Consider the following 18332-nt stretch of genomic DNA (forward strand, 5'->3'; position numbering starts at 1 on the left):
CTCTTTACTCTTTACTCTTTACTCTTTACTCTTTACTCTTTACTCTTTACTCTTTCAACAAATTTCTAGAGATAACTAATTTTTGAATTTCAGTTGTTCCTTCTCCAATTGTGCACAATTTAGAATCTCTGTAGAATTTCTCTACCGGGAAATCTTTTGTATAGCCATAACCTCCGTGAATCTGGACGGCTTCATTTGCAATTTTAACGCAGGCTTCTGAAGCATACATTTTTGCCATTGCACCCAATGTTGTGACTGGTTTATGCTGTTGCTTTAAATATGCTGCTTTGTGCAGTAATAATTCTGAAGCTTCAATTTCTGTTGCCATATCGGCTAGTTTAAATGAAATTCCCTGAAAGCTGCTTATTGGCTGACCAAATTGATGTCTTTCTTTTGAATATTTTAATGCAGCTTCATAAGCGCCTTTTGAAATTCCTAATGATAAAGCCCCAATCGAAATTCGGCCTCCGTCTAGAATTTTCATTGCCTGAACAAATCCTTGTCCAACTTCACCTAATCTGTTTGCATCCGGAACACGGCAGCTGTCAAAAACTAATTCGGCAGTTTCACTTGCACGCATTCCTAATTTATTTTCTTTTTTACCAGATGAAAATCCTGTCATTCCTTTTTCTAAAACAAAAGCAGTCATTCCTTTAGAATCTCCTTTTTCTCCTGTTCTAACAATTACAACTGCTACATCTCCAGAAATAGCATGTGTGATAAAATTTTTAGCTCCATTAATAACCCAGAAATCTCCGTCTTTAACAGCCGTTGTATTCATTCCTCCGGCATCAGATCCTGTATTATGTTCTGTTAATCCCCACGCTCCTATATATTCGGCAGTAGCTAATTTTGGTAAATACTTTTTCTTTTGCTCTTCGTTTCCAAAGGTCAAAATATGGTTGGTGCAAAGCGAATTATGTGCTGCAACTGACAAACCAATTGAAGGGTCCACTTTTGAAATCTCTTCAATAACTGTAATATATTCATGGTAACCTAATCCAGATCCTCCGTATTCTTCGGGCACTAAAACTCCCATAAATCCCATTTCGCCCAGTTTTTTAAACAAATCAACAGGAAAAATCTGGGCTTCATCCCACTCCATTATAAAGGGCTTAATATTTTTTTCTGCAAAGTCTTTTATAGATTGAGCAATCATCGACTGCATTTCGTTATAATCAAAATTCATTATGTACTATTTTTTTAGAACTCCAAATATAAACTAATTATTTTTGCTTTTTCAACAGGAAAACCTTTAATTTTTGACAAATCCTCAATATTATTAAAATTTCCGTTCATACTTCTATAGGTGACAATTTGTTTTGCAAGTGTATATTTAAAGTACGGAAACTGTGATAACTCTTTTAATGTCGCGTCGTTTATGGCTATCTTCTTAAAACCTGACGGCATAATTACTTTAAAATGGTTATTAAGCTGGGCAATAACTTCTGGCGAAAGTCCCCAAACTTCTTCAAGCTGTTCCATAGAAACAAAACCGCCTAAAATTTCTTTCTGCTTTAATATTCTTGATGACAAAGCTTCGCCAATACCATATATTGCAATTAAATCTTCTTGACTGGCTTGGTTTATATCTTTAATTATTATGCTTTCTTTTTTGAAAGATGCTTTTTGAACGTACTCTTTTTTCTCTGTTTTAAAATCATTTTTCTTTTGTGTCCAATCCGGGAATTTAAACAAGGGAGACATTACCTTTAATAATGAATCTGAAATTTGTGTTACTTTTTGAAATTCTTCGGCTGAGTTTACATATTTATCTTGTTTTCGGAAAGCCAATAAACGATCTATTTCTTCAACAGACATTCCGAGTTTGTATCCTTTATAATCCGAAATAAAATTTGGGTTGAAAGTATATACTTTTTGTTTGTCCTTATATTTTGTCTCTTTTGCAGCATCTATTTCTTTTTGTAAGGAGAGCCATTTCTTCTCTTCGGGAAAAGTTTTTTCATACTGGTTAAAATCTGCAAAAAAATAAATTAACTGCAGTGTGATGATAATTATAAAAAGTAAAAAAATACCGATTCTTTGCTTGCTTGTAAATTTAAAATATTGATTGAACATCTTGAAATTTGTGATTATTATAAATGTATTGCTATTATAAAAAGTATAAAATACGGGATAAATTTTATATTTATTAGGAAAAATACTAAAAATATTATTTCTGAATTTGATATTTCAAACTCAATCGATATAATAGAGATTAAAATAAACTCAGCTCTTACAGAAGATTGCAAACAGAATAAATCAAAAATTTAAATATTTTATAACTTAAAATATCATAATTGTTTTTATTTTTTACAAAAAACGATACATTTGGAGCTTAATAACAATAAACCAATAAAATAGTATGTCAATTTGGAGAGTTAAACCAATATCAGCCTTTGAGGCCGATATGAAAAAAAGTGATTTAAAAAGAGTTCTTACAAGATGGGGTTTAACTTCATTAGGAATTGGGGCAATCATAGGTGGAGGAATTTTCACTTTAACAGGAATCGCAGCTCATGATTATGCGGGTCCAGCTCTGGCTCTATCCTTTGTTATTGCAGGTATAGGCTGTTTATTTGCTTCTCTTTGTTATGCTGAATTTGCTTCAGTGTTACCGGTAGAAGGTTCTGCATATGCTTATGCATACGGAACAATCGGCGAAATTTTTGCCTGGTTCATTGGATGGAACTTGATTCTTGAGTACATGATGGGTGCCACCACCGTCGCCGTCGCCTGGAGCGGATACTTTGTAAAACTTCTCCATTTATTTGGAATTAATATCCCAATCTGGCTCTGCAATGATTTTCATACTGCTACAGAAAAAATCATTGAACATAATAAAGAGTTTCCTCACGATTTAATTGATCTTCCAACATTTGCTTTTAACTTACCTGCTTTTTTAATTACATGGGTTGTAACTGCAATTCTTGTAAAAGGAATTAAAGAGGCCGCAAGTACAAATAATATTATTGTAATTGTAAAAATTGCTGTAGTTCTTTTTGTAATTGTTTGTGGTGCTTTCTATATTAATACTGATAACTGGCATCCATTTATTCCTACTGAAGTTCCTGCTCTTGATGCGTTAGGAAATGCAACTGGAAAAATGAATTTTGGATTTGGAGGTGTATTAACGGCTGCAACAATTGTATTCTTTGCTTATATTGGTTTTGATGCTGTTTCGACTCAGGCCGGAGAAGCAATTAATCCTAAAAAAGATGTACCATTTGCTATTATCGCTTCTTTAATTATTTGTACAATTCTATATATTCTGGTTTCATTAGTATTAACCGGAATGGTTCATTACGATCAATTAGACAAAGCTGCTCCGGTTGCTTCTGCTTTTAGTGAAAACGGATTAACATGGGCTGTATTTATTATTACAATTGCTGCAACTGCAGGTTTAACATCTGTAATGCTTGTAATGATGCTTGGACAAACTCGTATTTTCTTAGGAATGTCAAGAGATGGTTTATTACCTCCATTTTTCAGCAAACTTCACACAACTTTCAAAACACCTTATAAAAGTACCTATTTAGTTGGAACAATTATTTCGATTGTTGCTGCGCTTACTCCAATTGAAAAAGTGAGTGAAATGTGTAGTATGGGAACATTATTAGCATTTGGAATGGTATGTGTTGCCGTTATGATCTTAAGATATAAAAAACCAGAATTAGAAAGACATTACAAAACTCCGGCAGTTTACTTAGTTGGAACTTTAGGAGTATCTTTCAATTTATTCTTAATGACTCAGGTAAGACACGATACTTGGATCGCATTTTTAAGCTGGGGAACTTTAGGTATTATTGTTTATTTTGCTTACAGTAAAAAACGAGCAAAACTTAACAATCCTCAAAACGAAACCGAAGAAATCTAAAAAAAGATTTATCATAAAAAAACCTGTTCAATTGAACAGGTTTTTTTATTTTTTATATCGTCAACTTTTGATTTATAAATCAAAAACAGAAGTCCTTTTTGCGCGGATTAAATCTTTAAGACGAATCCAGAAAGCCAATGTAAGGTAAACTCCAAAACCTAAACCTGCTGTTACAAACGAAATGTAAATAAAAAATAACCTTACGCTTGTAACACGCATTCCTAGTTTATCAGCCAGTCTGGATGATACATGAAAACCGTATTTTTCAAAAAAGAATTTTAATTTTAAAATAGCAGACATTTTTTGATTTTAGATTTAAGACATTAGATTTTAGATTTCTTTGACTTGCTTAAGGCAAAAGTACAAATTATCTCATTATCACATTTTCTAATTATCTAATTATTTTTAAGCAACTCCATTCCTATTGCGCATTTTAAACACGCTTTATGGTTGCAGTACTCATTTTTAAGTTCTAATAAAGTTTGGGTTTCAAATGCATTTTTAGATTTTATTCCGAAGGAAAAAAACTTATCGATAATCGCATTTTTTTCTGGTGCGACTTCATTCATAAAATCAATTAAATCTTCTGAAGCTGAATCTCCCATTATGTTAGAATAAGCAAACTGAATTGGAATTATGGTATTTATGATTACTAAATCAACAAATGATTTTGATAATGTTTTCGCTTTCTTCGGGCTTTCTTTATCGAATTGATAATGATTCTGCCAATAGGAACTTACTGAAACATTGAGCAGTTCATACACGCTTTTAGCTGATTTTAGCGCAATTATTTTCGAAAACAAGTTTTGATGTTTGTGATATAAATTAGCGAGCTGAGAAAGCCGAATTGTTGGGAAATTATCCGGTCGAAGTTTAAAAAACTGAACGGGATCTATAAATGTTTTTTCTAAATGATATTTATGCAGCAGATAAAAATACCTAAACTTTAAATCTTTAAAATAAACATCTTCTTTTTCTCCATCTAATAAATTTAAAGTTCCTAAAAGCAATGATTCCAGATTTTCGACTTCAAAACTTTCTTTTCTGATGATTGAAAAAGGAATTGATTTTGACATTTGAAGAAAAGCCAAACCGTTTGTATTTAAACCAAAGTTCTTCGCTAAAAGGCAAAACAAAACCGCTTCCCAATCCTGATTGGTTTCTTCCAGCAATTCGTAAACAAATTTTGATTTGCGTTCTAATCGTTCAAAAAATAATCTTTCCTGCCAGTTTTTAAAAACAAAAGCATCGATTTCATGTATTTGTTTTTCGCATGAAATCCAGGTTTTGGGAGAAACCAATGCATTGTAATTATCTAAAACTTCTTTTTCGACATAATCTTTAAGAACCAAAACCGGAATTTCGGTATTGTTTTCCCTAAAAATTGCGGTGTCGTTTTCCCAGACTACATGAAGAATCACATTTTCGTAAGCAGCATCTTTTTCATGATTGTGCAGATACCAATCTGAAGATTTTACGTGAATCTCAACATTTCCAGCCCATTTTTGACTGCCGATTTTAATATGGGCATTAAAAAAATCAGGTCCCGAAAGTTCTAAATAACCACCTGTTTTAATAATGGTAATAGATTCATTTTGAGCCGTTACGAGATTCAAAGTATCAAACTTTTTAAACCTCCAGAGATAATGAAGAAAGTCTTCTTTCATTTTTAGATTTTATATATTTCAAAAATCTAAAAATAGCAAAAAATTAATACTATTCTTACAAAAAATAAAACTATTTATCGAAGCATATATAATTTAGCACAAGCCCTTGCGTCTGAAAGTGCTTCGTGGTGATTTAATTGTATTTTCATTTCGCGACAGCAATCACTTAATTTTGTTGGCTTTAAACCTTTTGCTTTATAAATTTTAACGGTACATTCCCATTTTGGGGCAATGTTTAAATTTTCATAATTTAAACATTGCAGCAACATAGATTTCATTAAAACATTTCGGTCAAAACTTTCGTTGTGCGCCACCACAACCCTATTTTTTAATCTTTTCTCAATTTCAGGATATACCTGAAAAAAGGATTTTGCATTAATTGTATCTTTTGGATAAATACCATGAACACGAATCGTAAACGGATTATATTCGTTATTTGGCGGTTTAATTAAAGTAACGAATTCATCTACTATAATTCCATTTTCAACAGTAACAATTCCCACAGAACATGGATGATGTCCTGTTGCAGTTTCAAAATCTATAGCCGTAAAATTCATTCTTTAATTATTTTTAAAAGATAAAATCCATAAATCTAACTGTTCAAAAGCTAGATTTATGGATAAAAATTATTCTGATAAAGTTCTTATTTAATAGAACCAATAATGTCATATTTAGTAATAATATGATGGTTTCCGTTTCCTAAATCAATTAAAACGGCATCATTTTCTTTTGTAAATAATTTCGAAACCTCTTCGATTGGAGTTCCTAATTTTACAATCGGGAAAGGTTTTCCCATTACTTCTTTAATTGGTTTTTCGGCTACGTTTTTATCGGCAACATAACTTCTAAACAAATCTGTTTCATCAACAGAACCCACAAATCCGTTGATATCAACAACCGGAATCTGCGAAATTTTATATTTACGCATACGTTCAATTGCGTGCGAAACCAATTCTTCTGTACGAACAACGATCAATTCTTTATCGATATGATCTTTAATAACATCTTCGGCCTTTGTTATGTTTTCTTCTAAGAATCCACGTTCGCGCATCCAGTCGTCATTAAACATTTTACCCACATAACGGCTTCCTGAATCGTGAAATAATACCACAACAACATCATCTGGCTTAAAATGCTCTTTTAACTGCAATAAACCTTTGATACAAGCTCCGGCAGAATTCCCAACAAAAATAGCTTCTTCAAGTGCAATCTTTCTGGTATAAACCGCAGCATCTTTATCAGTTACTTTTGTAAAACCGTCAATTAGAGAAAAATCAACATTTTTTGGTAAAATGTCTTCCCCAATTCCTTCTGTTATATACGAGTAAATTTCGTTTTCGTCAAAAATTCCGGTTTCATGGTATTTTTTAAAAACAGAACCATACGTATCAATTCCCCAAATTTTAATGTTCGGGTTTTTCTCTTTTAAGTATTTTCCAACTCCTGAAATTGTTCCGCCAGTTCCAACCCCCACCACAAAATGCGTGATTTTACCATCTGTCTGTTTCCAGATTTCTGGTCCCGTCTGCTCGTAATGTGCCAATGAATTCGACAAGTTATCGTACTGGTTTACATACCATGAATTTGGTGTTTCTTCTGCCAGACGTTTTGAAACTGAATAATAAGAGCGAGGATCAGTAGGCTCGACATCTGTAGGGCAAACGACTACTTTTGCGCCAACAGCACGCAGAATATCCATTTTTTCTTTAGACTGTTTGTCTGAGATTACACAAATCAATTTGTAACCTTTTATAATTGCAACAAGAGCGAGTCCCATTCCGGTATTTCCAGAAGTTCCTTCAATAATAGTTCCGCCTGGTTTAAGTCGGCCGTCAGCTTCGGCATCTTCAATCATTTTCACAGCCATTCTGTCTTTAACAGAATTTCCAGGATTAAAAGTTTCGACTTTTGCTAGTACTAACGCATCAATTTCAGCAACAATTTTGTTGAGTTTTACCAATGGCGTATTACCAATTGTTTCTAAAATATTATTTGAAAAGTCCATTTTTATTTAAGTTTAATATTTGGTTTTTTAAGTAAAGTTACGCTTCGTTTTTATTGGAAGAAATTCCAGACTAAACCAAATCTGATTACAAAATCACGATATGGATTATTAGGTGTTGAGTAATAATTAGTGCTTGAAAATAAAGCATTTAAATGTTCTCCTTTTACATAAAAACGTGTCTGGCGAATTCTTGCATTTATGAAAACATCAAAAGTGGCATAATTTCCAATTTCTTTTTTATCCTGCACAAAAAACTCTCCAATAACAGGGTTGTAATCGTTAGCATAATATTTAGTAAAGTAATTAAATACAACTCCTGCCTGAGCATATAATGCTTTTTTGAAATAATAATTTGAGTAATAAAGCGTGTTTCTGGTTACAAAATCAGGTACATTTAAAATCAAATCTGATTGATCTACTTTTTGATATAAAAGTGTATTGTCCAAAGCAAAATTTCCAAATTTAAATTCTCTATTTGCTTTTATCTCTAAATAATTAATTGCATTTCCGTATTGGGCCGGTTTTATGAGTTGAGTTCTAACCGCATCGTCATCAGCATCAGATACATCTTCAAAATACAAATGATCTTTTAAAATGGTATAATTAACTTCGGCATTTAACCAAGGCGTATTAATGCTGGCTCCTAATGAATTGATTTTTTCATTTTTAAAATCATTCGACCAGTTGTACGATACATAACTGCTTTGGTACAAATTATAATTGTTGTTTGGCAGTTTATTGATGTTTCTGTATCTAAAATCAAACTGAATTTTATCGTTTAATTTATAACGCAGTTTTGCATCAAGATCAGAAAGCGATTGATTGGTGATTGATCTTGTGTACAAAAATCTACCGTTCCATTTATTTTTTTGATATTCATACTGTCCGCCTACATTATTAATCTGTAGAAATAAATTATCCTGAATTGTTCTTCCGTCTTTAAAAATAATAATTTTATCATACTGATAATTAGACCTGTAATCATCAACAAAGAAATTAAATTTTCCTAAAAGAGAATTTTCATAAGCAACTCCAACTTTATTATAAAGTCTTTCAAAATGTGTTTGATCGTTTATATTACTCGTTACATAGGATTCCCCAAAACGTTTTACCGGCTCATCGATTCCATCAACCGCAGAAAGTACAGTTGGCTGATTATATTCGAAAAATTTGTTTTCGTAATTTAATTGATGGTTTACATATAAATTATTGTCTCCATGTGTAGGATTTATTCTAAAAGCGTGATCAAAAAATAAACGTCTTCCTTTTAAAAATGATTTAGCATCTGTTAAATAAACCTGCAGACGCTGACGGTTTTTAAAATCGGGATCGTCGCTTTCAAAATCTTCCGGAGTTGTAATTCCACCGTTTTCTTCATTCGAATTATCCTGATATGTATAATGTGCATTTAATGCATATCTTCTGTTAGTAGTAGCGTAACTCGTTGTAAATCTAAAGTTTCCGGCACTTACTAATTGATTTATATAATCACCTTCTGAACGTAAACCTCTGTATGCAATAGAAAAATTAAGGTTTTTAGACACATTCAGTGTGATGAACGAATCAACATTTTGTCCTTTATTAATCGTTGTATTAAAAAACAATTCTGTAAAAGGTGTCGCTGCAGAGTAATATCTCACTTCGTCTGCTTGTATATAATTCGAATGCATGGCGCTAAAACCAATTTCCGGATACGGCGAAAAACTCGTTAAACTATATTGTAATGTATTTAACGGCTGACCAATATTAGAGGATTCTAAAAGTCCAAAAAGGTCTTTTCGAAGATGATTTTGTTTGTAAGCACTTTTTATTGTCAGCGACGTATCAGCATAAATAGTATCATGTTCCAGCGTAATAATTTGATACTGATCAATCGTTGCAATTTTTGCCTTCTTCTTTTTAACAGTATCTGTTATACTAGAATATTGCGTATTCATATCTAAATTATTTTTAGAAGCTGGTTTTGGTTTTTCCTGAGAAAACAATAATGCTGGTACAATTAATAGATATAGAAAAATGAATATTCTCATTTGATGGCTTTATATGTAATTATTTCGACAAAATTTGTTGAGCAAAGGTAAAAGATAAATATGTATAAATAAAAAAACACTTCAATTTATACAATTACCTTGGCAGACAGTATGAAAACGAATATTTTTGCATAAAATTTTATGATATTTGCCTTTTAAAATTTCAAAAAAATGCTTGCAAAAAATTTCTCGGGATTTGTTTTAGAAACTGGAACTGACGAGGCCGGCCGAGGCTGTCTTGCAGGTCCTGTAACTGCCGCAGCTATAATCCTGCCTGAAGATTTTGAACACGAAATTTTAAATGACAGTAAACAATTGTCTGAAAAAATGAGGTTTTTTTTAAAACCAATTATCGAACAGCATGCCGTATGTTTTGCTGTAACGCATTTATTTCCAGATGAAATTGACGAAATAAATATCCTGAATGCTTCGATGAAAGGAATGCAGGAATGTATTTTAAAATTAAAGCATGTTCCTGAATATATTATTGTGGATGGAAATCGTTCTATAAATGCAAAATTGGGTTTGAAAAACAGTTTTGGAAAACAGTTTTCTAAGGAAGAAATTGCATTACTAAAATCAATTCCCAATCAAAGCATTATAAAAGGCGATGCCAAATTCCTGAGTATTGCCGCGGCTTCTGTTTTGGCAAAAACGTACCGCGATGAATATATGGATCAAATTCATGAAGAATTCCCCATGTACAACTGGAAACAAAATAAAGGTTATCCAACAAAAGAACATCGTGAAGCCATTAAGAAATATGGCCCAACAAAATATCACAGAATGAGTTTCAGGCTTTTGCCGGATCAATTAGAACTCAATTTCTTTGAAGAATAAAAAAAGAAGCTGTCTTAAAAGTCGAGACAGCTCATATACTACAATTATTTTGTTTGTTTTTAGTGACTTAATTGGCCACTTTTTTAATATCCGATTTATCATTCCATAGGAATGTTTCGTTGGTAGATAAAAAATAAAGATCAGTCACATTTGCGTTCCGTAGGAACGTTTGATTATTAAAAAACAATTTAAAAATCAAACGTTCCTACGGAACGTAATCCATTATAACAATATAATTTCTAGCAATGAAATGTTCCTACAGAACAAGGAAACATGTAAAATAAAAAAAAGGCTTATCTAAATTGATAAGCCTTTTTGGTTTTAAAAATCTGCCCCAACACATTTTTAACTAAAACTGAAATTTATATCCAAAATCTGGCGAAAAACCAATTTGATCTTTTTGGTTTACGCTGTTTGTTAATCTGTTATATTCTCTTGTAAATACGTTAGTATTATTGGTTACGTTTTGAAGATCGATATAAAACTGGTGAAATCTCTTTTTTGTTTTACTGTTTAATTTAATTCCGAATTTTACATCTAATCGCAAATACGCATCATATTGCTTGCTGAAAGCATTTGCATCGTCTCTAATTTCATAACCTGCATTGTTTGATGCTGCTAAATCAACAGGCGTATAATAACGTCCGCCCGCAGTTGTAAATTTGGTATCGATTGAAAATACATTTCTTTTTGCTTTTCCAACTTTAAATTCTTTTCCGCCTAAAAGATTGATTACGTAACCATTATTAAAAGGAGAATTTCGTTCGATATTATCACTTCCTTTATATTTACTTTCAAAAAGAGAAGTTGTAAACAAGGCATAATAACCTTCACTAAAGAATTTTTCAACCGTAAATTCAATTCCCCGATTAAATCCCGTTCCTTTGCTTACCAAAGAAGTTTTATCTATCGAATATCCAAAATCGGCGCCTTCTGTTAAAGAAGAATAACTGCTTGGAAACGATTCAACCGCAGCTTTGCTAATATCCTGATAATACAATTCGACTTTTCCACGCCATTTATTCGCCAAACGAACATCATAACCTAAAACATAATGCTGACTTTGTACTAAATCCAGATTTTTATTGGTTTGAACCTGAGTTCCATTTACAAATTCATTCAAAAATAAAATAGGAACGGGAACACTTTGATGGTGAATTCCGAAACCAAAACTTACGGTGTTTTTAGGAGTTAAGGCGTATGATAAAGCAGTTCTGGGTTCAAAAACAAACTGCTCATTAATTGAAAAATACTGCCCGTGAATTCCCGCGTTGAAAGTTAATTTTTCCGTCAAGCGGAATTGCCCCTGCGCAAACGGCTGTACGACATTATAATTTCCGTTGTTATTAATTAAAGGAACAAAATCTGGATAACCGTCTCCGTCTGAATCCTGTTGTCTATCTCTTGAAGACATTTTTGCATCGAGTGTATAATTTTCATACAATAATCCCGCTCTAAAAGTTATTTTTTTATTGATTTTAGAATTGAATAAAGTCGAAAATGTAAATCTGTTTTCATCGTTTTTAATATCCGAAAACGGAAGCCTGTTTTCTGTTGGAGTGCCATAATTGTAATAACGATAATTTTTATACGAGTTATTAGCATTCGAATAACCTACAATGGTTTTTAGATACGATTTTGATCCAATCTCTAAATTGTGTTTTAATCCGAAAGAAGCAAATCCTGATGTTACATAACTGTCTTCGTCCTGCGGTGCAAAAGGATCTTCTTTGTCAATTTTATCACCAAGAAAATCAATATCAGAAACGCCGTAAATTCCGAAAACAGAAAAATTCCCCAATTTACTTTTTCCAAAATCAACATTAAAACTAATATCGCTGTAATTGGGCTGTGCATCAGTTCCGGCCAATCCGGTAATGCCCACAAAACCATATCTTGCCGCGGCAACAAACGATCCGCCTTTTTTACCCAGGGGTCCTTCTGCCATAAACTCTAATCCCGGATAAGCTCCGGCACTAATCATATATTCGTATTCGTCGGGATTTCCTTTTCTAAAACCTAAATCAAAAACACCCGCAATTGCGTTTCCATACTCTGCCGGAAAAGCCGAAGTAAGGAAATCAGAATTTGCTAAAAGATTTGGATTTAATGCCGAAACCGGACCGCCCGTTGTTCCTAAAGTTGAAAAGTGATTTGGACTTGGAACCGGCATTCCTTCAATTCTCCATAACATTCCAGACGGAGAATTCCCTCTCACAACAATATCATTTCGGCTGTCGTCTCCGGTCGAAACTCCGGCGAAATTAGAAACCAAGCGCGCCACATCACTTCGTCCGCCTGCAAATCTTGTAACTTCTTCTGTAGTAAATTGTTTTGTCGAAACCAATGCCATTTTATTTAACGGCTTTGCTTTGTTTGTCCCGGAAGTTACGACGATTTCATCAAGTGTATTAAACTTTTCAATTAGCGAAACTGTCAGCAGATTATCTTTTCCCGTAGTTACATCAAGATCTGAAACAGAAGTATTTTCATATCCTGTAAAACTTATATTGATACTCTGTCTCCCAAGCGGAATATTAATTAATCTAAAACTTCCTTCTGTATCTGATTCTGTTTGAATACTTTCATTTCCAGCTAAAGAAATAATGGCTCCGACGATAGGTTTTTCAGATTGCTTGTCTATTATTTTTCCCCTAACAACGCCCGTTTGAGCGTAGGAAATCAAGCCCAAAAGGCTTAAGACAATTGATATTATATTCTTCATTTTATTTTTGCTTTATTGGTTATAAAAGCAAAAATAGAATGCTGAGATTTCTTAAAAATTGACTTCGGTTAAGATTTGCTGCTTAAAGTAATTCGGGTTCTGATTCGGCTTAAACTTTCCGGCTGAATTCCTAAATAACTCGCAATATGTTTTAAGGAGACTCTTTCGACTACTTTTGGGCAGTATTTTAAAAAACGTAGATAACGTTCTTCCGGAGATAATAATGACATTGCCATATTTCTTCCCGTTAAACCTTTAATCGTGCGTTCCATCATAATTCGCAGGAAAGAATTAAAAACAGGATATTGCAAAACCAATTTTTCAAAATCTTCTTTGTAGGCCAAATAAACTACCGAATCTTCGAGAGCTTCAATATTTAATAAAGTAGGTTTGCCGTATAAAAAACTTTCGAAGTCTGAATACCAATCGTTTTCAAAAAAGAAATTTCCGGTTGATTCTACACCGTCAACCAAATAATAATAACGAATACTGCCTTCAGCAATAAAAATTCCGAAATTACAAATATCTCCTTCTACCAAAAGATGTTCGTTTTTTTTGACAGTTTTAAAGCGAAGTATGCTTTCAAAAGCCAAGCTTTCTTCTTCATTAAATTCTATCATTCGGGATAAATCTGTAATAACACATTCCATGATTATCAAGGTTTTAGAAATGAAATAGTTTTTAGTTGTTAAATAAATAACTTAAACTATCGAAAAAAATTGCGCTAAAAACTTTAATAAACAGAAACATAACATACTACATCGTTATTTAACTTCCCGTATGTTATTTTCTGCTTTTTAAGAATTCGGCAAATTGTTTAGTATCAAAATAAAATGGCCTGATTGCGGTAATTTTTCCGTTTTTCAAATCAAAATGTTCTGAAATAGGCATTGAAAGATATTTACCAGATTTTTTTGATTTGCATTTTATGGTAAAATAAATAATAACTTCATTTTTAGTTGCATCGCTAAAATAAGTAGGTTCTTTTTCAATTTCTAAATCAAAAAACTCAGCAGATTTTGCATACATTTTAGTCCATTCGTTAAACCCAATATAAGTTCCGCCGTAAGGCAAACCTTCTGCTTGACTATAAACTGCACCATCTTCAATTATTGCTGCCATTTTTACAAAATCCCTTGTTTTAAAAAGACATTCATAATACTGTGCTACAACTTTATAATTATCAGCTTCAAGATTTTGTAAAACTTCAGCATCAGACAAAGTAACTTCTGTATTCCAAAAACCAATAATTTTACTTACCTGACCTTTTCCATTTAATCTGGCAAAATCGCGGCCTCCCATTATAGGTTCTTTTTTCTTTGCGTCAATAATTTTCCACTCCCAGGTTACATAATTGTCTTTTACAACTTTTGCACCCGATGTCAATACAGCATCAGGAAACTTTTTATAAAACTCATTTATTACATTATTTAAAGCTGCCTGACCTTTTATAGAAGCCGAAGGATCTTCAAAAGTACTGTCGTCCAGCCAGATTGATTTGATTAATTTTAATCTTGCATCACTATTTTTCTCCTGCCAAACTTTTTCATAAATCGCAATTGGATTTAATTTATCTTTCTTTTGAGCAAAAAGGCCATTCAGCATAAAAAGGAAACATACAAAGTAGATTTTTCTCATAAGTTGTTAGATTATATTTAGTTAAAAGCTTATATTTTAAGTAGAAAACCAAATTTACCATAAAAACATTAGAAAACCACGATATTGCTGCAATTTACCATCAATTCAAAATCCTGAGCGTTTACTGACCATTTTTAGATTTTTTGCAATAATTCTTTTGAAAAATAAATTTCTATTGAAAAACAGAAACTTCATCAGCTAGTTTAAAAGCCTTTTTAAGTTCCTTTTCCCATTCTAAAACGCTTTCTGCCGAGGCTCTGTCTGCCTTGTCAAAATAAAAATGTTGTTTGATTTCAAATCCGCAATATTTGAAAACTCCAATATCTGAAGTTAATTCCAACGCTTTATCCATTCCCATTGCTTCGTATTCAGCATTTGATTTTCCGTGAGAATTTACAATAATGGCTTTTTTTCCTGTCAGCAGACCTTTTTGAACGCCCTGATCGTATCGATACGCAAATCCATAACTAAAAACGCGGTCAATGTAACCTTTCATAATAGCGGGCATTCCCGTCCACCAAATTGGATAAACAAAAATAATCTGGTCTGCCCACGAAATAAATTCCTGTTCTGTTTTGATATCTTCGGCAACTTGTCCCATTCTTTGTCCCTGCATATCCTGCAAAGAGAGAACCGGATTAAAATTGATTTCATTTAAATCGCGAACCACAATTTCTTGTCCTGATTTTTCTAAAGATGCTACGATTGTATTTTTGAAGAAATGGTTTAAACTTGCTTCGTTTGGATGTGCGTAAATAATTAAATTTTTCATGTTTTCTAGTTTTAAAGATTGAACATGACAAATGTATAACGCAGGTTTGGGGAGTAATTGTAAGAAAACGAAATCGGCTTTACTGAGGTTTTGAACTGCAGATGTCGTTTTGAAATTTAAGAAATTTTGTTGGCGAAATATTCATATAATATTTAAAGTCGTGAATAAGCTGGCTTTGATCGTAATATCCGCATTCGTCAACAATCGTTAACCAGTCTATTTTTAATTCGTTTAGAATATTTTTCTGAATTTGATCAACAGCTTTTAAAAACCTTTCATACCGATTGGCTTCTTTAACGGAATAACCAAAAACTTTCTTTTGATTCAATTGAATATTTCTTTCGCTTTGGTTTATCTGCGAAGCAATCGCTTTTATGGGATTCAAATTCTCGTTCTGAAAATCGTTTAAAAGAGTTGTAATTGTGGTTTGTTCCCTTAAATAAGGTTTGCAGAAATCTAAAATATAATCTACACGTTCTTTTGGATCATCAATATTCTGAAGTTCATCCCATAAAACCGTAAAACAGTTTTCATTAATTAAATCATCGGGATGAATGGGCATTGAATCAAAAAGTGCGTTGCCAAAGAATCTGTAAAAAGCATCTTCTTTAAAATTGGCAACTAAAATCTGGGAACCGGGTTCCAGAGTATAATCAAAAGCTTGTTTGATTGGGCCTAAAACAATGCATTTTTCAACTTCCAGAAAAGTATTCTGCTGCGATTTTAAAGAGGATTTTGTTCCGAAGTTAAAAGCCATAATGCTTTGAAAACTTGGCAATAAAGTTTTGATTATGGGAAATTCTGTTTTATTTTCGGCAAAGTAGAAATGCGAAAAAACAGTTTCAAATGCTGAAGGAACGGCAATTCTGTAATTGTTATTTTCTTCAGCATTTTTCATACTTATCTTCTAAAGTTTTTTAATCCGTTTCTATCTAAAAAAATTAAACACATAGAAACATAGCTTTTTAATGTGTAAAAAAGAGAATCAAGAGAAACTCATTTCTCACACATAGTATCTATGTATATTTAGAGTAAGTGAAACGCCTTTTTTAAAGTTACAAAATCTATGTTTCTATGTGTTTAAATTATATTTAACGCTTTTATTTAATAAACTCCGCTTCAAACAAATTAGCTACATGTTTGATAATTTTAGCCTTTACTTCTTCTTCGTCAACTTTTGCTACGCCAAGTTCTACGTTTAAAGAGGTAACGCCTTTTCCGCGAATTCCACACGGAATAATATTATCAAAATAACCTAAATCGACATTTACGTTTAAAGCAAATCCGTGCATGGTAACCCAGCGTGAAGCGCGAACGCCCATTGCACAAATCTTACGTGCAAACGGAGTTCCAACTCCAAGCCATACTCCGGTTTCGCCTTCGCTTCTGCCCGACTCTAAACCGTATTCTGCTAAAGTTAGAATCATTGCTTCTTCCAGAAAACGTAAATATTTATGAATATCCGTAAAGAAATTTTCTAAATCCAGAATAGGATATCCTACAATTTGTCCCGGTCCGTGATACGTAATATCACCGCCGCGATTGATTTTATAGAAAGCAGCCCCTTTTGCTTCGAGCTGTTTTTCGTTTAATAATAAGTTTTCAAAATCGCCGCTTTTACCTAAAGTATACACATGCGGATGTTCTACAAACAACAAATAATTTGGTGTTGGCAAGTCAAGTTCTTCTCTTCTGTTTTTGATTTTTAAGTCAACAATATCCTGAAAAAGTTCTTCCTGATATTCCCAAGTCGATTTATAATCCCGGTTTCCAAGATCTTGAAGTTGAATTTTTGTATTCATTTTAATTATTTTTCAAACTCAACGTCAAAGTTAAGTTTGTCAGGATTCTCCATATAATCCGTGAAAGTGTATTGAATTGTAATTGATTTTCTATCGTCGCTGAATAAAGCATTCGGGTTCGATACTTTTTTTATTTTCTTCGGAAAGTGATATTTGATAATATAATTAGATGAAGCGAACATCATTTTAGACATATCTGGTGCCGAATCTTTTTTTACTTCTGCCAGTTTCTGTTTATCGATTATGGCTTTTCTGGTAAATTTCTTTCCGTCGTAAGTATAACTTAGTTTGCTGTTATTGTTTCCAAAATTACTCCCCATTGGATTTGCCGCTGCTGCCCCGCCTTCTAATTTTTGAAGTGTACTTGCCGTTTGCAAAATATCCTGAAGTTCGTTTACGCTTTTAAAATCAGTCTCAAAAGTCATTAAAAACTGTTTTTTCTCAGCGCTCATTTTAGTATGAACTACAAAATTTTCAAGCTTTTTAATTTCCTGCTGTGCTTCGGGAGACATTTTTGCGATGCTGTCTTTTTTATCTGCAAATAATTGTTTGAAGGTAAAAGTAGAATCAATGTCTTTTTTAGCGTCGGCTCCCATCTGGCTGCCAACTTGGTCACCCGCCATTTCCATCAATGCAGAACCATCCATGTCTACAGAGAATTTTCCGCTTCCGTTATCGTTAATGTAAATATTTTCAGTGAAAGTACAGCTTGTTAATGTCGCTATTAAAAAAGAAAAACTAAGTAGTTTGTATAATTTCATCGTAGTATAATTTTTTATCAAATATACGAAGACTATTTTATTTTAAAGATACTAAGATTCTGAGATTCTAAGGTACTGAGATTGGAGTGTGGTTTTTAATGTTTAACTGGAAGATTGACCACGGATTTTACGGATGAAACGGGTTTAGACAGGTTATTGTTTAGCTGAACTTTGTCAAAGTTTAAAACTTTGACAAAGTTGCCCACAGTAAAAAA

At 32.7% G+C, this 18332-nt stretch carries 16 protein-coding genes; 2 read left to right on the top strand and 14 right to left on the bottom strand.

The annotated features are described in order from the left end of the window. Nucleotides 1-46: 46 nt before the first annotated feature. Both ACODSB_RS21285 and ACODSB_RS21290 read right to left on the bottom strand, forming a co-directional pair. On the bottom strand, nucleotides 47-1189 hold the full coding sequence (locus ACODSB_RS21285) for an acyl-CoA dehydrogenase family protein (protein ID WP_488938500.1): 1143 nt from the start codon (nucleotides 1187-1189) through the stop codon (nucleotides 47-49). Between the two features lie 14 nt (nucleotides 1190-1203). Further along, nucleotides 1204-2079 (bottom strand): ComEA family DNA-binding protein, encoded by an 876-nt coding sequence (locus ACODSB_RS21290; RefSeq protein ID WP_488938501.1) that lies wholly within the window; start codon nucleotides 2077-2079, stop codon nucleotides 1204-1206. Between the two features lie 286 nt (nucleotides 2080-2365). Between ACODSB_RS21290 and ACODSB_RS21295 the strand changes: the two genes are divergently transcribed. After that, entirely contained in the window at nucleotides 2366-3877 is a 1512-nt protein-coding gene (locus tag ACODSB_RS21295; RefSeq protein ID WP_053472310.1) for an amino acid permease, read from the top strand. Nucleotides 3878-3949: 72 nt separating this feature from the next. On the opposite strand, the gene ACODSB_RS21300 is transcribed toward ACODSB_RS21295, so the two are convergent. From ACODSB_RS21300 to ACODSB_RS21320, 5 genes are all read right to left on the bottom strand, one after another. Beyond that, nucleotides 3950-4177: a PspC family transcriptional regulator gene (locus ACODSB_RS21300; protein ID WP_007810860.1), complete on the bottom strand. Its 228-nt coding sequence runs from the start codon at nucleotides 4175-4177 to the stop codon at nucleotides 3950-3952. 95 nt (nucleotides 4178-4272) lie between these two features. Continuing rightward, nucleotides 4273-5544: a DUF2851 family protein gene (locus ACODSB_RS21305; RefSeq protein WP_488938502.1), complete on the bottom strand. Its 1272-nt coding sequence runs from the start codon at nucleotides 5542-5544 to the stop codon at nucleotides 4273-4275. Between the two features lie 74 nt (nucleotides 5545-5618). After that, entirely contained in the window at nucleotides 5619-6101 is a 483-nt protein-coding gene (locus tag ACODSB_RS21310; RefSeq protein WP_488938503.1) for a 3'-5' exonuclease, read from the bottom strand. A gap of 86 nt (nucleotides 6102-6187) precedes the next feature. Next, nucleotides 6188-7549 (bottom strand): pyridoxal-phosphate dependent enzyme, encoded by a 1362-nt coding sequence (locus ACODSB_RS21315; protein WP_180858511.1) that lies wholly within the window; start codon nucleotides 7547-7549, stop codon nucleotides 6188-6190. 50 nt (nucleotides 7550-7599) lie between these two features. Then, on the bottom strand, nucleotides 7600-9579 hold the full coding sequence (locus tag ACODSB_RS21320; protein WP_488938504.1) for a putative porin: 1980 nt from the start codon (nucleotides 9577-9579) through the stop codon (nucleotides 7600-7602). Between the two features lie 171 nt (nucleotides 9580-9750). Here ACODSB_RS21320 and rnhB point away from each other — a divergent pair, with 171 nt between their 5' ends. Next, nucleotides 9751-10419, top strand: a complete 669-nt coding sequence (rnhB, locus tag ACODSB_RS21325) for a ribonuclease HII (RefSeq protein ID WP_488938505.1) — start codon at nucleotides 9751-9753, stop codon at nucleotides 10417-10419. A gap of 349 nt (nucleotides 10420-10768) precedes the next feature. Here rnhB and ACODSB_RS21330 read toward each other — a convergent pair whose 3' ends face one another. The 7 genes from ACODSB_RS21330 to ACODSB_RS21360 all read right to left on the bottom strand — a co-directional run bounded on the left by ACODSB_RS21330 (nucleotide 10769) and on the right by ACODSB_RS21360 (nucleotide 18117). Continuing rightward, nucleotides 10769-13144, bottom strand: coding sequence for a TonB-dependent receptor (locus ACODSB_RS21330; RefSeq protein ID WP_488938506.1), 2376 nt, complete (start codon nucleotides 13142-13144; stop codon nucleotides 10769-10771). 68 nt (nucleotides 13145-13212) lie between these two features. Further along, nucleotides 13213-13794, bottom strand: a complete 582-nt coding sequence (locus tag ACODSB_RS21335) for a Crp/Fnr family transcriptional regulator (RefSeq protein WP_488938507.1) — start codon at nucleotides 13792-13794, stop codon at nucleotides 13213-13215. 133 nt (nucleotides 13795-13927) lie between these two features. After that, nucleotides 13928-14782: a nuclear transport factor 2 family protein gene (locus ACODSB_RS21340; protein ID WP_488938508.1), complete on the bottom strand. Its 855-nt coding sequence runs from the start codon at nucleotides 14780-14782 to the stop codon at nucleotides 13928-13930. A 172-nt stretch (nucleotides 14783-14954) separates the two neighbouring features. Continuing rightward, a complete protein-coding gene (locus ACODSB_RS21345) occupies nucleotides 14955-15554 on the bottom strand; it encodes an NAD(P)H-dependent oxidoreductase (RefSeq protein WP_488938509.1) in 600 nt (199 codons plus the stop codon). A 79-nt stretch (nucleotides 15555-15633) separates the two neighbouring features. Next, complete coding sequence (locus ACODSB_RS21350; protein ID WP_488938510.1) at nucleotides 15634-16452, bottom strand: helix-turn-helix domain-containing protein; 819 nt, start codon at nucleotides 16450-16452, stop codon at nucleotides 15634-15636. A 202-nt stretch (nucleotides 16453-16654) separates the two neighbouring features. Next, nucleotides 16655-17356: a lipoyl(octanoyl) transferase LipB gene (gene lipB, locus ACODSB_RS21355; protein WP_488938511.1), complete on the bottom strand. Its 702-nt coding sequence runs from the start codon at nucleotides 17354-17356 to the stop codon at nucleotides 16655-16657. A gap of 5 nt (nucleotides 17357-17361) precedes the next feature. Continuing rightward, nucleotides 17362-18117, bottom strand: a complete 756-nt coding sequence (locus tag ACODSB_RS21360; protein ID WP_180858530.1) for a hypothetical protein — start codon at nucleotides 18115-18117, stop codon at nucleotides 17362-17364. Nucleotides 18118-18332 lie beyond the last annotated feature (215 nt).

It is taken from the genome of Flavobacterium sp. FG68 (assembly GCF_057808895.1).

Excerpts from the sequence above, each read along its gene's own strand:
- ACODSB_RS21285 (WP_488938500.1), bottom strand. The coding sequence starts at position 1,189 with ATGAATTTTGATTATAACGAAATGCAGTCGATGATTGCTCAATCTATA.
- ACODSB_RS21290 (WP_488938501.1), bottom strand. The coding sequence starts at position 2,079 with ATGTTCAATCAATATTTTAAATTTACAAGCAAGCAAAGAATCGGTATT.
- ACODSB_RS21295 (WP_053472310.1), top strand. The coding sequence starts at position 2,366 with ATGTCAATTTGGAGAGTTAAACCAATATCAGCCTTTGAGGCCGATATG.
- ACODSB_RS21300 (WP_007810860.1), bottom strand. The coding sequence starts at position 4,177 with ATGTCTGCTATTTTAAAATTAAAATTCTTTTTTGAAAAATACGGTTTT.
- ACODSB_RS21305 (WP_488938502.1), bottom strand. The coding sequence starts at position 5,544 with ATGAAAGAAGACTTTCTTCATTATCTCTGGAGGTTTAAAAAGTTTGAT.
- ACODSB_RS21310 (WP_488938503.1), bottom strand. The coding sequence starts at position 6,101 with ATGAATTTTACGGCTATAGATTTTGAAACTGCAACAGGACATCATCCA.
- ACODSB_RS21315 (WP_180858511.1), bottom strand. The coding sequence starts at position 7,549 with ATGGACTTTTCAAATAATATTTTAGAAACAATTGGTAATACGCCATTG.
- ACODSB_RS21320 (WP_488938504.1), bottom strand. The coding sequence starts at position 9,579 with ATGAGAATATTCATTTTTCTATATCTATTAATTGTACCAGCATTATTG.
- rnhB (WP_488938505.1), top strand. The coding sequence starts at position 9,751 with ATGCTTGCAAAAAATTTCTCGGGATTTGTTTTAGAAACTGGAACTGAC.
- ACODSB_RS21330 (WP_488938506.1), bottom strand. The coding sequence starts at position 13,144 with ATGAAGAATATAATATCAATTGTCTTAAGCCTTTTGGGCTTGATTTCC.
- ACODSB_RS21335 (WP_488938507.1), bottom strand. The coding sequence starts at position 13,794 with ATGGAATGTGTTATTACAGATTTATCCCGAATGATAGAATTTAATGAA.
- ACODSB_RS21340 (WP_488938508.1), bottom strand. The coding sequence starts at position 14,782 with ATGAGAAAAATCTACTTTGTATGTTTCCTTTTTATGCTGAATGGCCTT.
- ACODSB_RS21345 (WP_488938509.1), bottom strand. The coding sequence starts at position 15,554 with ATGAAAAATTTAATTATTTACGCACATCCAAACGAAGCAAGTTTAAAC.
- ACODSB_RS21350 (WP_488938510.1), bottom strand. The coding sequence starts at position 16,452 with ATGAAAAATGCTGAAGAAAATAACAATTACAGAATTGCCGTTCCTTCA.
- lipB (WP_488938511.1), bottom strand. The coding sequence starts at position 17,356 with ATGAATACAAAAATTCAACTTCAAGATCTTGGAAACCGGGATTATAAA.
- ACODSB_RS21360 (WP_180858530.1), bottom strand. The coding sequence starts at position 18,117 with ATGAAATTATACAAACTACTTAGTTTTTCTTTTTTAATAGCGACATTA.